The organism is Duganella hordei (genome assembly GCF_040369125.1).
Taxonomy (GTDB): Bacteria; Pseudomonadota; Gammaproteobacteria; order Burkholderiales; family Burkholderiaceae_D; genus Rugamonas; species Rugamonas hordei.
Genome location: NZ_BPWI01000002.1, coordinates 735,729 through 751,112, shown reverse-complemented (window position 1 = coordinate 751,112; position 15,384 = coordinate 735,729). Strand labels below are relative to the sequence as shown.

Genomic DNA, 15,384 nt, shown 5'->3' with positions numbered 1-15,384 from the left:
CTCCCGGCCCTGGCGGGTTTTTTTATGCGATCATACGTTTCATGAACCAGCCTATCGAATACCGCGACCTGGATCCGGCCCGCTTCTTCAGCGACGTCGCCGGCAGCTACCGCCCGGCCGTCCTGCGCGGCTTCGTCAAGCACTGGCCGGCCGTGCACAAGGCGCGGCAGTCGCCGGAAGCGCTGTGCCAATATCTGATGGATTTCGACAGCGGCCACGAAGTCGACGCGGTGATGACGCCCCCGTCCGAGCGCGGGCGCCTGTTCTACAAGCCGGACATGGAAGGCTTCAACTTCGTCCGCAACAAGGTGCCGGTATCGAAAGTGATCGAACAGCTGGCGCGCTACTCGCAGTTCGACGCGCCACCGTCGGTGGCGGTGCAGAGCGCGCTGATCGACGACTGCCTGCCGCGCTTCGCGCTGGAGAATGTCGCCCCCGCCCTGCCGCCGTCGGTGCGTCCGCGCATCTGGCTGGGCAATACCATCACCACGCCCGCGCACTTCGACGAATCCTACAACCTCGCTTGCGTGGTCAGCGGCGAGCGCCGCTTCACGCTGTTCCCACCCGAGCAGGTGGACAACCTGTATATCGGCCCGCTGGATTTCGCGCCGACGCCGACGCCCATCAGCATGGTCGATTTCCGCGATCCGGATTACGCAAGGCACCCGCGCTTCAGGCAGGCACTGGACGCCGCGCTGGTGGCCGACCTGCTGCCCGGCGACGCGCTGTACATCCCGACGCTGTGGTGGCACCACGTGCAATCGAACGGCGTCCTGAACATGATGGTGAACTACTGGTGGAAGAACGAACAGCCGGCAGCGGACGCCGGCACCACGTTCGACGCGCTGGTCGCCACGCTGAAGTCCATGAAGCACCAGCCGCCGGAAGTGCGCGCCGCATGGGGCGCGATCTTCCGGCACTATGTGTTCGATCCGGAGCAAGACCCGGGCGCCCACATTGCGGAGCACAAGCAGGGCGTGCTGCAAAACGCCCGCCCACCGCGCCGCCCCTGACACAACGCATCTAGGCGGCTTTGTCCAGGCCGAAGATCAGCGACTGGTGCGCGGCCGCGCCGGCCATACCGCCGTCGGCCACGGCCATTCCTACATTGCCGAACATGCGGGCCGCGTCGCCGCAGACAAACACGCCTGGCACGCTGGCCGCCTTCATCGCATCGGTGCGCACGTGCGATCCGATCGCGCCTTGCTCCAGCGCGCAGCCCAGCTGCTCGGCCAGCGGACTGGCGCTGTGGATGCGCGTCAGCACGAACAGCCCCGCCATCTCCAGCGTGCGACCGTCCTCGAGTTCGACGGCGGCATGGCCGCCGATGGCCTTGACCTGCGTGCGCTCTATCGCGACACCACGCTCCTTCAGCGATGCCAGCTGCGCCTCGTCCGGCTCGAACGCGCCGTTGAGGAAGAACGTCACCCGCCCCCAGTCCGGCAGCATCAGCGCGTGATGGATCGACATCGGACCGGTGGCCAGCACGCCGATCGCGCCCTCCATCAATTCATAGCCATGGCAGTACGGGCAGTGGAAGGCGCTGCTGCCCCAGCGCTCGGCCAGGCCGGCGACAGGTGGCAACTCGTCGACCACGCCGGTGGCCAGCACCAGCCTCAGTGACTGGAACGTGCTGCCGTCGCTCAGCGTGACGCGAAAGCCGTGCTCCGTTCGCGCCGCCTGCTCCGCCGCGCCCTCCAGCCAGCGCACGGTCGGATACTTCATCAGCTGCGCGCGGCCGTCGGCGACGATGGCCGCCGCTTCGCGGCCGTCCTGGCCAAGAAAGCCATGCGAATGCCGGGCGTACCTGTTGCGGCGCTGGCCAGCGTCGATCACCAGCACGCGGCGGCGGGCGCGCGCCAGCGGCATGGCGGCGGACAGGCCGGCGTAGCTGCCGCCGATGACGATGACGTCGAACTCAGTCGTCGGATGGGGGATGTGCATGGGAAGCTCCTTTGTGATGTGCGTATCCGTCGTTGAAGCGGGCCGACAGGTCGGCAAGCGTCACGTCCTTGAAACGTTCGATCAGCAAGGCCTCGGCTTCGTCGAAGGCGCTGGCCAGCGCGTCGTTGACGGCGCGCTCCACCAGGCATTGAGGGTTCTCATCGCGGTTGCCCATCGCGAACACCGTGGGCGAACCGACCGCCTCGTAGATATCGCGCAGCGTCACCTTGCGCAGGTCGCAGGTGATGCTCCAGCCGCCGCCGTGCCCCTTGCCGGAGCCGACGTAGCCGCGCTCGCGCAGCCCAGCCAGCACGCGCCGCACCAGCACCGGGTTGGTGCCGAGGAAGCCCGCCAGCTCGTCGGAAGTGAACGGTCGCCCGGCGTGCGCCATGTGCAGCAGCACGTGCAGGATGGAAGATAGTTTGCTGTCTCGTCTCATGTAACTAATGATAGTACATAATCGGAAAGCGTGCACGCGGCACTATCGTCGCATCATGTTCAGCAGTTGCGCGCGCAGCTTGCGCGCCGCGTCCTGGTCGAACGGGGCCAGCACCCCGCGCGCGGCCGGCGGAATATGTCCGGCCTCGCCGCCATCGCTGTCGAACACGTAGTGGCGAAACAGTTCCTTCCAGGCCTGCCTCTGCTCCGGCGGCAAATCGCGCACCGTCATCAGCGCCAGCAGCAGTGCGTTCATCGGCGTGTCCATGAAGCCCGGCGACTGCCGCCACCAGTAGTTGACCAGCACATTGAAACTGTCCAGCGCCTCGATATGGTGCCACCACATGCTGGGAATGAAGACCGCGTCGCCGGCTTCCAGCTCGGCCACCTGCGCATGCTCCAGCGCGGTGGCGAATCGCGGAAACGCCGCGAAATCGGGACGTGCAAAGTCGACCATGCTGATCGCCTGCCCCGCCGGCGTAAAGTCGAGCGGCCCGATATACAGATTGTCCAGCTGCGCGGGCGGGAACAGCGTGAAGCGGCGGCGGCCGGCGGCCACGCAGGCCAGGTTGTCCGGCAAGTCGTAGTGCGCCGGGATGCGCGTGCGGTTGCCGACCCAGATGCTGGCCAGCGGATCGCGCGCGCCGAAGCCGATATCGTTTTCCGCACGGAAGCCCGGCAGGCAGGTGTCGACCGTGGTCGAGCCGACATACAGCGCGGGAGGCTTGTCGTCGTTCAGGTGGTCGCGCAGCGCGTCGAGCACCGTGTCGAAGCGCACCCGCGCCGTGTTGAAATTGAATCCGCTGACGTCGTCGTTGTAGAAAAAGCGCCCTTCTATCTCCGGGCCGCCGTGCATGGCGTTGACGGTGGCGTCGCGGTAGAAGCGGCGCAGGTAAGTGTCGGCCGCCTGTGCCGAAGTCCGCGCCGCGCCGACCATCGGCCAGGAAGCGGCCAGGCCGCGCAGGACAACGGGCTGGGTCGAGGTCAGTATCTCGTCCGTCAGCTGCTGCGGACCGACGCCCTCGATTTCACGGATGCGTTTAATGGCGGGCGGCATTCAGGCGGTTCTTTCGGTCCTGGTGATCTATATTGTTCAGTAAAACAGCCTTGGGCATGGGAATTCACAGTGCTTGATATGAAACAGGCCATCTTACGCCCGTTGCCGGGCAGACGGCCTGTTTCGCTAGGTTATAACCCGATTAGAACTTGTAGCGCGCACCCACCATGTAGCGTGGGCCTGCCTGCGTGACATTCAAGGTCGACATTTCGGTACGGCCATGCTGACGCTGGATGGAGTCGCCCAGGTTGATCGCTTCAAGCTGGAAGCTCAAGTTCTCGTTGAGGGTATAGCCGATGCTGACGTCCACCTGGCCATACTTGTCGGTATAGACCGGAGCGGCGCGACCGCCGCCGTCGACCGTCGACGCCAGGAACTCGCCGCGCCAGTTGTACGCCAGGCGCACCGACCACTGCTTGTCCTCGTAGATACCCACCAGGTTGGCGGAATTGCTCAGGCCCAGGATGGCGAACTGGTCGTTGACGTTGGCGTTGTCGTACTTCAGCGGCGAGTGCACATAGGTGTAGTTCGCCTGCACGCCAAAACCGCTGCGGCCGAACATATGCTGTACGTTCAGTTCCGCGCCGTTCACGCTGGCCGACTTCTGATTCGAGTACGTGGTGGTAAGGAAGCTCTCCAGCGGATCGGTCGGCAAGCCGGTGATGTTGCCGGCGATATTGCCGTCGGCATTCACGCCGGTCTTCTGCACGCCAGGCTGGCCGTTGAAGTTGTTGAAGATGTAGTTGCGGATGCAGCTGGTATCCGCCACGGTGCAGCCATGCGACAGCGCCGCGTTGTAGTAGGCGCCGCCGACCGGGGTGTGCAGGTTGTACAGCGGTTGCGGGACGACAGTCTGGCCGGCGTAGTTGTCCAGCCCCTTGCGGAACAGGCCCAGCGACATCAGGCTTTCCTTGTCGTAGTACCATTCCCAGGACAGGTCCAGGTTTTTCGACTTGACCGGTTTCAACGCAGGGTTGCCGGTCGACGCGGTGCCGTTGTAGGTGTTGGCGATGGTACCCAGGGTCAGGCCGCCCTGCAGCTGGTCGTAGCGTGGACGGCCGATGGTTTCGCCCGCGCTGGCGCGCAGTTTCATGTCGCTGCGGATATCGAAGTCCAGGTTGATGCTCGGCAGGACGTTGGTGTACGACGCGGTCGTGGTCGACATCGAGGTGCCGGCAAAGGTGACCGGCAGTTCATTCTGCGATACCCACACCAGCGCCGTCGCCGGCATCACCTGCGCCACCGAGGTCACTTCCGTTTTCTCCAGGCGAACGCCGAACGACGAATGGAACGGGATGGCCGTATCCCAATCGGTGTTGAAGGAGGTGTAGGCGGACGTCGATTTTTCCTTGAGCAGGCGATCGGTGTCGGCGGTGGCGAAGTTCGGCAGGTAGGCTGCCTGGTTGCCGACGGCGTTGGCCGTGGCCGCGCGCACGGCGGCGAAGTCGAAGGTGTACAGCGTGTTGTACGCGCCAGCCGTATTGCCGCCCGGGATCTTGTTGAAGTAATCGCTCAGGTTGTTGGCCTGGAACAGCGAGCCCGGATAGTCCGACGCCTTGGTCGCGCCGCTCCAGGTATTGTTCTGCACGTTCGAGAACGTGGAACGGTTCTGCGAATCGGTCAAGCCCAGGCCGAAGTTGACGCTCGATGCCTCGAACACCTGGATGGCGCCGCTCGCCTGCACCTGGTTGATCGTCGATTTTTCATAGCTGTTGTGGAACCACGAGCCGGCCGCCTGGATCGGCTGCGCCGTCAGGTTGGCGGCAGGCATGCTCAGCACCGGCAGCTTGTGGGTGAAATCGATGGTGGTGGTGCCGCGGCTGAAGCTGGCGTTGGCCAGGTCGTTCTCGGAACCGAACGGGCTGTCCGCGCCGGATTCGGCGGTCGAGTGGTGCGCATCGAACTCCAGACGCACTTTCGGCGAGTACTTCCATACGGTGTTGAAGCCGATCGACTGGTTCTTGGTCTTGGTGGCATAGTCGCCGCCGATGACCGAGATGTCCTGCGGGGTCGAATAGACTTCCGAATACACCAGCGGCGACTGCACGTGGCCGCCCGGCCAGGTGCTGGTCGAGGTTGGCGTTTGGCCGAACCAGACGCTCAACTCGTTACGCTTGGTCTGGACCTTGTTTTCCGAATAGGTCAGGTCCAGCGTGGTGGTCAGCTCCTTGACTGGACGGAACTGCAAGGCCAGCTGGCCATTGGTGCGCTGGCGCTCGATGCCGTTGACGCCGTAGCCGAAGTTCTGCGGGATCGAATACAGGTCGGTAGGACCGGGACGGTTGGTGATGTTCTGCGAACCCGGCTGGCCTGGCTGCGGCAGGGTCGAGCCGGCGGTGGTGTCCGAACCCAGGTACGGCCCCTGGTAGCCGTTGGCCAGGCCGGCGCGGTTGAAGCCCGAATCGCGCACCTGGTAGCTGCCGCTCAGCGCCACGCCGAAACGGCCGTCTTCGCTGGTGTTGGTGTAGATGCCCGAGATTTCAGGCGTCACGCTGGAGCCCTGCAGCGAACCCGGCAGGTGCTTGTTGGAGGTATCGGCGACGCCCTTGATGCCGATGCTCGAGTGCATGCCAGGGTTGTCGAACGGACGCGCGGTCATCACGTTGATGGTCGCGCCGATGCCGCCGGTCGGGCTGTCGGCACGGCCGGTCTTGTAGACCTGCAGCTGGGAAATCGCTTCCGACGCCAGGTTGGAGAAGTCGAACGAGCGGCCGGACAGGTCGCTCAGGTCGGTGGTCGGCATCTGGCGGCCGTTCAACAGCACCAGGTTGAAATCGGGACCGAGGCCGCGCACGGTGACCTTCTGTCCTTCGCCGTTGCTGCGGTCGATCGACACGCCGGAAATGCGCTGCAGCGACTCGGCCAGGTTGGTGTCCGGGAATTTGCCGATGTCCGAAGCGACGATGCCGTCGACGATGCCGTCGGCGTTGCGCTTCAGGTTCAGCGTGGACTGCATGCTGGCGCGCAGGCCGGTGACGACGACGGTGGTTGAACTGTCTGCCGGGGTTGCGGCCGAGGTGGCTGCTTCCTGGGCATATACCGGAGCAACCAGGCCGGCGCAGGCGCTGGCAACTGCCAGGCTCATTAAGCGCTGCTTGGTGTTGGGATGGAACTTGTTAGCTTTGTGATGATGTCGCATGTCTCTTCTCTTTCCTCGTTTGAATAATCAACACCGTTACGCGTCTTGCAACAGTGTCTTGTGGCACTACAAAAAACTCTTTACGGCCGAATATGAAAACGTTTTCATAAAAGGTCGAACTGACCGCCGGGGAACTGTGCAAAACCCGGAAAACGGTTGGACGAAAGGGGTGATTGGGGCTGGGGAGGGTTGGGAACCCGGCGCGACAGGGCCTAATGCAAATGATTGCGCAACCATTTTAATGTGAAATTAAAAATGACTAACGTTTTCAAGGCGCTAGTCTTGGTTGTTTTTTGACTGTCCAACATGCTTGTCTCCTCCGGCGCATTACTGCGGTTTATTGTTTTTTTTCGCCTGCTGCCTTCTAAAGGCGCCGCGATCAATTCAGTGTAAGAGGGTTAAAAAGTCATTGTCAATCAAAAATATATTTCAATTGTTATACGCTACCATTTGCTACCAATAAGGTATCCACTTGATGACGGAAAAATAACGCTATCGTCGCGGCTGCACAGGAGCCGGACTCGGGTGGAAGAATGGGAGTGCCCCGGAAGCAAACTTGCAAAGTGTGGCATTACCGCCACGACTCTGATCGCTCGGGCTGCTTGCGTTCCCGGGGCTGGGGAGTTTACAGCGTCGGCAGGATCTTGAAGGCGCCGTCCGCCGACGCCTGGCCCGCGACATCTTCGACCACGACATTCGATACGAAGGCGGCGGGCGGACCGCGCCTGGCCCAACCGACGAGGGCATCGACCGCCTGCGCATCGCCGTCCACGCCCGCCTCCACCGAGCCATCCCGGCGATTGCGCACCCAGCCGCCCAGGCCCAGCGCGGCCGCCTTCTTGGCGAAGGCGGCGCGGTAGCCGACGCCTTGCACCCGTCCTTCAATCAGCAGTCGGATCACGATACCTCCACAGCCTTTACGGCTTCTTCGCCGGCGCCGTCGCGGCGCCAGCCCTGGCCTTGGCTTCGTCGCCCGCCACCACCACGCTCAGCTTGGCCGGATCGACGGCCTTGCGGAAGGCCGCGTTGACTTGCGCCAGCGTCGCCGCCTTCAGCTTGTCCTCGTAGTCCTTGCTCCAGCTGTAGGTGCGGCCCAGATACAGGTTGCGCGTCCAGCCGGCGGCCAGCACGTTGTCCTTCGAGCGGTTCTGCACGCGCTGCTGCAGCAGGCCGGACTTGGCGCCCGCCAGTTCGGCGGCGGTGAAGCCGTCCTTCACCGCGCGCTCCAGTTCCTGCCTGATCGCCGCTTCCAGTTTCTGCAGGTTCTGCGGCGCGGCGATGGCGTCGATGCCGAAGCTGCCGGCGCGGTCGATCTCGCCCGGCTGCAGGCCGGTGCCGCCGCCGTATGACAAGCCATCCTTCTGGCGGATACGGTCCATCAGGCGCGATTTCAAGCCACCGTCACCGAAGATGAAGTTGGCCAGGTCCAGCAGCGGATAGTCCGGATCGTCGATGTTCAGGTCGAGGTTCAGACGCGCCGTGTAGAAGCCGTTTTCCTTGTCCGGCGCGTTGATGCTCTTGTGCAGCGGCGCCTTGTCCTCATTGGTGCTCTTCACCGGCGCGTAAGCCACCTTGCTGTCCCAGCCGGCGAAGCTTTCCTCTATGGTCTTGCTGATCGCGGCCTTGTCGAAATCGCCGACGATGGCCAGCTCGCCGTGATTGGCGCCGTAGTAATTACGATGGAAGGCGATCACGTCTTCCAGCTTCAGCGCCTTGACGGCGGCCAGCTGCTCGTCCACCGTCATCGGCGCGCGCACGTCGCCCTTCGGATAATGGTTGAAGTACAGGTCGACCTCGGTGCGCGCCAGCGACTGCGGCTCGTTGCGCGACGCTTCTATGCCCACCAGCCATTGCTGGCGCAGCTGTTCGAATTCCGCCGCCGGGAAGCTGGCGTCCTTCAGCACATGCGCCACCAGCCGCAACGCGGCGTCCAGGTTCGGCCCGGTGGTGTCGAAGCGATACAGGCTGCCGGATATCTTCAGCTTGGCGAAGGCGTCGGCCAGCTGCTCGCGGCTGTACTTGCTGGTGCCGCGCATCAGCATCTCATTGGCGGCCGTCGAGACGATGGTCGTGTTGAACAGGTTCTTCTCGTCGCCCCAGTGCAGCTGCATGTCCACCGACACGGCCTCGCCGCGATTCTTCTTGGTCAGCAGCGCCACCTTCAGGCCGCCGATGGTCTTGACCTCGGTGCGGGCGTTGATGTTGGCCTGGCTCGGGTCGAACACTTCCGACGTCAGCACGCTGTCCTTGCCCTTGAAGTCCTTCATCACCTCGGCCACCGTCGGCGCCGGCGGAATCTCGGCGCGCAGCGGCGCGTCTTCCGGCACGAAGCTGCCAACCACGCGGTTGTCGCGCTTCAGATAGCGCCCGGCCGCGGCGGCCACCTGCTCCGGCGTGATGCTCGGCAGCTTGTCGCGGCCCTCGAACAGCAGGCGCCAGTCGCCCAGCGCGATCTCTTCGGACAGGCTCACGCCGACCTTCTGCGGATCGTTCAGCGACTTCTCGATGCCGTTGGCGAAGTTGCGGCGCGCCCGCTCCATCTCTTCGGCGGTCGGCGGCGTCTGCGCGAAGCCTTCGACCGTCGCGATCAGCGCATCGCGCACCGGCTCCAGCGGCTCGCCCGCCTTCACCACCGCGCCGATGAACTGCAGGCCGGGCGCATAGCCGGTCTGGCCAAAGCTGAACACCTGCGCCGCCTTGCCGGTTTCCACCAGCGCCTTGTGCAGGCGGCCGGTCGGCGTATCGCCCAGGATCTCGGACATGAAGCTCAGCGCATCGCTGTCCTGCTGCAGCGCCGACGGAATCTTGTAGCCCAGCGCGATCAGCTGCATGTCGCCCTTGCGGCGCACCACGAAGCTGCGTTCGCCGTCCTGCGTCGGCTCGACCGTCCAGAACGGCGGCAGGCTGCGCTTGGGTTTCGGGATCACACCGAACGATTTGGAGATCCATGTCAGCGTCTGCGCCGGGTCGAATTTGCCGGCCACCAGCAGCACCGCGTTGTCCGGCTGGTAGTAGGTGCGGTAGAAGGCCTGCAGGTTCTCGATGCGCACGTTCTCGATGTCGCTGCGGTTGCCGATGGTGGAGCGGCCGTACGCATGCCAGTCGTAGGCCACGCTCTGCATGCGCTTCATCAGCACCGAGAAGGGATCGTTCTCGCCGCTCTCGTATTCGTTGCGCACCACGGTCATCTCGGAATCGAGGTCCTTGCGCGCGATGAAGGAATGGACCATGCGGTCCGCCTCCATGTCCAGCGCCCATTTCAGGTTGTCCTGGCTGGCCTGGAACACTTCGTAGTAGTTGGTGCGGTCGTAGGACGTGGTGCCGTTGAATTCCATGCCGCGGTTGGAGAATTCCTGAGGGATGCTGCGGTTCTTGGGCGCGCCCTTGAACATCATGTGCTCCAGCAGGTGGGCCATGCCGGTCTCGCCGTAGTTCTCGTGCCGCGAGCCGACCAGGTAGGTGACGTTGACCGTCACCGTCGGCTTGGACGCATCCGGAAACAGCAGCACCTTCAATCCGTTCGGCAGCCGGTATTCGGTGATGCCTTCGACGGAAGGTCCCTTGACCACGCCGGCCGGCAAGGCCTGCGCCCAGGCGCTGCCGGTGGCGATGAAGGACAGGCCGCACAGCATCAGGCTGGCGGCGGCGGCTTGTTTCAGACGGCTGTTGTTCATGGTCCCTCGCGAAAAAAACTGAAGAACAGGCAGCATACGCCCTACCCCGCCATCGTGGGTAGACGCTTAAGCAAATTTTAATTTCAGTTTTTTTCGGGCAGGATGCAGGCGTCGACCATCTGCAGGTCGTTGTCCTTGGCGAAGGAAATGACGAAGTGGTAAGCCAGCGGTTCCAGCGCGCGCAGCTTGCCGTTGACCACCACCGACTTGACGCCGTTGACGACCGTCGGCGTGACGTAAGGAGAGAACTGCAGGTGGGAGTCGCGGCCGCCGCCATAGCCTTCCGGCTTGAAGCAGGCCATCACGCCGCACAGGCGCTCAGCCCAGTCACTGGGACGGAACTGCCTGCCATCGCTGGTTTGGCCAAGGATGAAGAACGAGTCCTGCTGTTCTACCGGTTTTTGAACTGACTCTGCCATAGGCGGCTGCTTATGAGTAGATACTTGTTGGTAACAAGAATGCGTGGAAGACCCCGACGGGTTGCCTCGGGCGGATATCATTCTGTAAGAATCTTACGTATTATATCTTATAGAAGACCTGAATACGTAAGCCATTGATTTCAATCCATTTTCCTGCGCACTACGCCACTTTGGTGCAGAAAAATCATCTTACCGCACCACAGCAATGCCGCTATTGTACTCGCTTAGGGGGTCGCTCCGAGCCACACGGCGCCCGACAACAGCAATAACAACATCATCCACAGCAGCAGCGCGCGCCACACCAGGCCGACCGTGCTTTGCAGCGCACGGACATTGGGCTCCTCGCCCGGCAGCACCTCCGGCTCCTCGTCGCCGGCATCGACGGTGGCGGCATCCACCGGCAGCACCTTGGCGGCATTTTCCGCCGGCGTGCCCAGGCGCACGCCCATTGCGCCGCCGCCCGCCGACAGGATGATGCCGATCGCCTCGTCGGACCAGCGGTGGGCGAAATTGCGCCAGGCGTAGATAGCGTCTTCGAAGTTGCCGACCACGGCGAACGCCACGGCGGTCAGGCGCACCGGCAACCAGTCGATCCAATAGAACGCGCGGGCGGCGAACTGGCCGAACGCCTCGTTGCGCATGTGTTCAGGCTCGTTCCAGGCGCGCGCCAGGTGTTCCGACACGCGGTACATGACGGCGCAGGCCGGGCCCAGCGGCATCAGGAACCAGAAGAACACGCCGAACACGTTGCGGTGGGTGGTGATCAGCGATTTTTCCACGGCGATGCGGGCGATCTCGGACGTTTCCATGCCGACCGTATCCTGCCTGGTCCACTCGGCCAGCAGGGCGCGCGCGGTGGCGTCGTCGCCGGCGTTCAGCGCCAGCTGGATCGAGGTGAAATAGTGGCTGTAATGACGGAAGCCGAGCGTCAGGTAGACGATCAGCACGTTCCAGGCAAAGGCCGCCAGGAACCAGTTGTAATGCTTCAGGACCCAGTAAATCAGCGCGGTCGGCACCATCAGGATCGCCATCATCAGGAACCAGCCCATGCGGCCGTGGGTCGGGTGGCCGGCGTTGAACCAGGTTTCCATCCGCAACGCCAGCCGCTTGATTTCAGCGTAGATCGGATTGTCCGCACGCAGCGGTTTCATTTGCTCGATCAGCAGCGCGCATAGAATGGAAAGAAAAGTCATTGATGGTCCTTTAAGTCGGCAGTGCCTTGATGCCCGCTACGATAGCTTAGTGTGACTATGCACGCAAGAAATGGAACAGATTGCGCAGCATGCCGGCGGTGGCGCCCCAGATGTAATAGTCGTTGTACGGCATGGCGTAGAAGGTGCGGCGCCCGCCCGGCAAGTCCACCGTCAGGCGCTGGTGATTCAGGCCGTCCATCAGGAAGGCCAGCGGCACCTCGAAGATTTCCGCCACCTCGGACGGGTCGGCCGCCAGCTCGAACGGCGGCGTGACCAGGCCGACCACTGGCGTGACGCAATAACCGGTGCCGGTCAGATACTTGGGCAAGGTGCCGAGGATGTCGACGTGGCGGCGCGCCAGGCCGATCTCCTCTTCCGATTCGCGCAGCGCGGTGTCGATGGCGCTGCTGTCGTAGTCCTCGGCGCGGCCGCCGGGAAAGCTGATCTGGCCGGCATGATCGGTCAGGTGCGCGGTGCGCTGGGTCAGCAGAAGGGTCAGGCCGCCCTCGCGCGGCACCAGCGGGATCAGCACCGAGGCGGCGGTCGGCGGGCGCTCCGCCCTGCCCGGCAACGCCTGCTCGCCCGTTTCCGGAGTCCACAGCGGATGCTCGGCGAAACGGCCGCGCAGCCACGCGGGCGTCAGGCGCTCCGGCGCGACGGCGGCTTCGCCGGCGATCGACTCGATCGGCAATTGTTGTGGGTCGAACATAAGCTTGGCCAACTTGCTACCTCCAGATAAAAGAAAAGGCGCCAGCGGCGCCTCTTCCATCCAAACACAAACGCGGCTATTAAGCTGCGGTTGCTTTCGCCGCTGGGCGACGGTTTGGCAGTTTTTCCTTGATACGTGCCGATTTACCGGAACGATCACGCAGGTAGTACAGTTTAGCGCGACGTACGTCACCGCGGCGTTTCACTTCGATCGAAGCGATCAGCGGGGAGTACAGCTGGAAGGTACGCTCAACGCCTTCGCCGGACGAGATCTTGCGAACGATGAAGTTCGAGTTCAGGCCACGGTTGCGACGGGAGATGACGACGCCTTCGTATGCCTGGGCGCGCTTGCGGGTGCCTTCGACTACGTTAACGTTGACGATCACGGTATCGCCAGGGGCAAAGTCAGGGATGCTCTTGCCCAGGCGAGCGATTTCTTCTTGCTCGAGTTGTTGAATCAGATTCATTTTTATGACTCCATAAACCATCATGCTGGCGCGCAATGAGTTTTAAAAAAACTCGCCCAGTAGAGGATGGGGGTTAAACAAGCAGGTTTATAAGCCTGCCAAAAATCGCTCGTCGAGCTTGGTGAGCAGTCCTGCCTCACGCGCTTTGACAAGCAAATCGGGGCGCTTGCGCGCGGTCGCTTCCAGCATGCGCTGGCGGCGCCATTTCTCGATCTCTGCGTGGTTGCCGCCCATCAGCACCGGCGGCACGCCCACACCTTCATACGTTTCCGGCCGCGTGTAGTGCGGCGAATCCAGCAGGCCGTTGACGAAGCTGTCTTCGATCGCCGAGGCATCCGTGTTCAGCACGCCGGGAATCTGGCGGATCACGGCATCCATCAAGGCCATCGCCGGCAGCTCGCCGCCGGACAGCACGAAATCGCCGAGGCTGATTTCCTCGTCGATGCAGCGGTCCAGCAAACGCTGGTCCACCGCCTCGTAGCGGCCGCACAGGATCACCAGACCGGGTTCCTGCTTCAGCTGCATCACGCGCTCGTGCGTCAACTGCTTGCCCTGGGGCGACATGAACACCACGCGGGGCGCGGGCAGACCGGCATCGGTCTGGCGCTGCTTCGCCGCGTTGAGCGTCGCTTCCAGGGGTTTGGCCAGCATCACCATGCCGGGACCGCCGCCGTACGGGCGGTCATCCACGGTGCGGTGATTGTCGGTGGTGAAATCACGCGGATTCCACAACGACAAGCCACATTTATTCTGTTCAAACGCGCGCCGGGTCACGCCCGACTGCGTCAGTGCGGCGAACATTTCCGGGAACAGGGTCACGACATCAAATTGCATGGCGGGCCGCCCTCAATGTTGCGCTAATAAAACTAGTAATCAAGGCCCCAGTCGACGGTGATCTTCTTTGCGGCCTTGTCCACCTTGATGACAAACGCGTCCACAAATGGAATCAGGCGCTCCTGCGCCGCTGCCTCTGGATCAGCTTCGGGCGTTGCGGCTGGCGTAATGCGCAAGATCGACTGCGGACCGTTGCTCATCATGTCAGTCACCGTACCGAGGTGCTCACCTTGCAAATTCTCTACTTCCAGACCGATCAACTCGGTCCAGTAAAACTCGTCGTCGGACAACACCGGGAAACGACTCTTCGGTATCGACACGGCTGCGCCCTTCAGCGCTTCCGCGACATTCCGGTCGGTCACTCCCACCAGTTGCGCGACCACGTCGCCACCATGCAGCTTGCACTGCTTGACATCGACATCGTGCAGGTTCGGCTTGTCGATCCACCAGGTTTTCACCTGCAGGAGTGCATCCGCATCTTCCGAGAAAGGACGAATCCTGACCCAGCCAGCAACGCCGTAAGCACCGAAGACAAAGCCTACCTGTGCCAGATCGTCGGGGACTTGCACCCCGGATGCATTCTTATCGGTCAAACCAGCAACCAGACTTAAGCAGCTTTGTTCGAAGCTACCAGGCGAGCAACGGTCGGCGACAGTTGGGCGCCAACGGATTGCCAGTGAGCCAGACGGTCAGCGGTAATGCGCAGTGGCACTTCGCCACCGGATGCCATCGGGTTGTAGAAACCGATGCGCTCGATGAAACGGCCATCGCGACGATTGCGCGAGTCGGTTGCAACGATGTTGAAGAACGGACGCTTCTTGGCGCCTCCACGAGCTAAACGAATAACGACCATAATATTTCCAAAAAGTGTGCTAGGACGGAAAAAGCCGCAAATTATAGCGCGCTTTGCCGCGAAGCAGCAAGCGTTAATGAAATAATCGGGCAATGTTGGGGTAATCGAAGATTATCCCCCGAACCGGCGTGCGGGGCAATAGCCCTGACCATAAAAAAGGTCTGCCGGGGGCCGTATTATGACCGATACTGCATGTTTTCCGGCTATTTAAGCGACAACCATGACTGTTTTGCACCACACATCCCACAAAAACAAGACGTTGGCCGCGCTGCTGGCCTTCCTGTTCGGCGGTCTGGGCCTGCAGCGCCTGTATTTGCGCGGCCTGCGCGACCCGTGGCTGTGGGCGCACCTGGCCGCCCTGCCGGCCTGCGCGCTGGTCTCGCTGGCGGCGCCGGATGCCGACGGCTTCTACAAGCTGCTGCCGCTGATGGTGTCCGGCCTGGTCGGCTTCCTCGAGGCGCTGGTGCTGGGCTTGATGTCCGATGAAAAGTGGGACGCCCGCTTCAACCCCGGCTCCGGCAAGCAATCGGACACCAACTGGCCGCTGGCCGTGGTGCTGGTGGCGGCCATGATGGTGGGCGCCGGCAGCCTGATCGCCACGATTTCCCGCTTATTTGACTTGTTGTACACTGGTGGTTCCTACGGTTAACAAGGAGAA

Annotated in this window: 15 protein-coding genes; 2 read left to right on the top strand and 13 right to left on the bottom strand. The window is 62.8% G+C overall.

From position 1 onward, the window contains the following. Window positions 1-41: 41 nt before the first annotated feature. Window positions 42-1,013 carry a cupin-like domain-containing protein gene (locus ABWW33_RS07570; protein WP_353400555.1) on the top strand — a complete coding sequence of 324 codons (972 nt, stop codon included), beginning with the start codon at window positions 42-44 and terminating at the stop codon, window positions 1,011-1,013. A 10-nt stretch (window positions 1,014-1,023) separates the two neighbouring features. On the opposite strand, the gene ABWW33_RS07565 is transcribed toward ABWW33_RS07570, so the two are convergent. From ABWW33_RS07565 to rpsP, 13 genes are all read right to left on the bottom strand, one after another. Further along, window positions 1,024-1,944, bottom strand: coding sequence for an NAD(P)/FAD-dependent oxidoreductase (locus tag ABWW33_RS07565; protein ID WP_353400552.1), 921 nt, complete (start codon window positions 1,942-1,944; stop codon window positions 1,024-1,026). After that, entirely contained in the window at window positions 1,919-2,383 is a 465-nt protein-coding gene (locus ABWW33_RS07560) for an Rrf2 family transcriptional regulator (protein ID WP_176654984.1), read from the bottom strand. Before ABWW33_RS07560 ends, ABWW33_RS07565 begins: the two co-directional genes overlap by 26 nt. 42 nt (window positions 2,384-2,425) lie before the next feature. Then, window positions 2,426-3,439: a cupin-like domain-containing protein gene (locus tag ABWW33_RS07555; protein WP_176654983.1), complete on the bottom strand. Its 1,014-nt coding sequence runs from the start codon at window positions 3,437-3,439 to the stop codon at window positions 2,426-2,428. A gap of 142 nt (window positions 3,440-3,581) precedes the next feature. Then, complete coding sequence (locus tag ABWW33_RS07550; protein WP_353400549.1) at window positions 3,582-6,524, bottom strand: TonB-dependent receptor; 2,943 nt, start codon at window positions 6,522-6,524, stop codon at window positions 3,582-3,584. A gap of 679 nt (window positions 6,525-7,203) precedes the next feature. After that, entirely contained in the window at window positions 7,204-7,479 is a 276-nt protein-coding gene (locus tag ABWW33_RS07545; RefSeq protein ID WP_176654981.1) for an acylphosphatase, read from the bottom strand. Window positions 7,480-7,495: 16 nt separating this feature from the next. Further along, window positions 7,496-10,252, bottom strand: a complete 2,757-nt coding sequence (locus ABWW33_RS07540) for a M16 family metallopeptidase (protein ID WP_353400546.1) — start codon at window positions 10,250-10,252, stop codon at window positions 7,496-7,498. A gap of 83 nt (window positions 10,253-10,335) precedes the next feature. Then, a complete protein-coding gene (locus tag ABWW33_RS07535; protein WP_176654979.1) occupies window positions 10,336-10,671 on the bottom strand; it encodes a DUF3579 domain-containing protein in 336 nt (111 codons plus the stop codon). 224 nt (window positions 10,672-10,895) lie between these two features. Continuing rightward, the gene (locus ABWW33_RS07530) at window positions 10,896-11,864 is read right to left on the bottom strand and encodes a CobD/CbiB family protein (protein ID WP_176654978.1); all 969 of its coding nucleotides are present in this window, start codon (window positions 11,862-11,864) and stop codon (window positions 10,896-10,898) included. Window positions 11,865-11,919: 55 nt separating this feature from the next. After that, on the bottom strand, window positions 11,920-12,573 hold the full coding sequence (locus tag ABWW33_RS07525; protein ID WP_353400543.1) for a CoA pyrophosphatase: 654 nt from the start codon (window positions 12,571-12,573) through the stop codon (window positions 11,920-11,922). A 79-nt stretch (window positions 12,574-12,652) separates the two neighbouring features. Next, on the bottom strand, window positions 12,653-13,039 hold the full coding sequence (rplS, locus tag ABWW33_RS07520; protein ID WP_353400541.1) for a 50S ribosomal protein L19: 387 nt from the start codon (window positions 13,037-13,039) through the stop codon (window positions 12,653-12,655). Between the two features lie 87 nt (window positions 13,040-13,126). Then, window positions 13,127-13,873, bottom strand: coding sequence for a tRNA (guanosine(37)-N1)-methyltransferase TrmD (trmD, locus tag ABWW33_RS07515; RefSeq protein ID WP_353400538.1), 747 nt, complete (start codon window positions 13,871-13,873; stop codon window positions 13,127-13,129). A gap of 32 nt (window positions 13,874-13,905) precedes the next feature. Further along, a complete protein-coding gene (gene rimM, locus ABWW33_RS07510; protein ID WP_353400536.1) occupies window positions 13,906-14,466 on the bottom strand; it encodes a ribosome maturation factor RimM in 561 nt (186 codons plus the stop codon). Between the two features lie 14 nt (window positions 14,467-14,480). After that, window positions 14,481-14,726 carry a 30S ribosomal protein S16 gene (rpsP, locus tag ABWW33_RS07505; protein ID WP_008446017.1) on the bottom strand — a complete coding sequence of 82 codons (246 nt, stop codon included), beginning with the start codon at window positions 14,724-14,726 and terminating at the stop codon, window positions 14,481-14,483. A gap of 220 nt (window positions 14,727-14,946) precedes the next feature. Here rpsP and ABWW33_RS07500 point away from each other — a divergent pair, with 220 nt between their 5' ends. Continuing rightward, entirely contained in the window at window positions 14,947-15,375 is a 429-nt protein-coding gene (locus ABWW33_RS07500) for a TM2 domain-containing protein (RefSeq protein ID WP_353400533.1), read from the top strand. The last annotated feature ends 9 nt before the right edge of the window (window positions 15,376-15,384 follow it).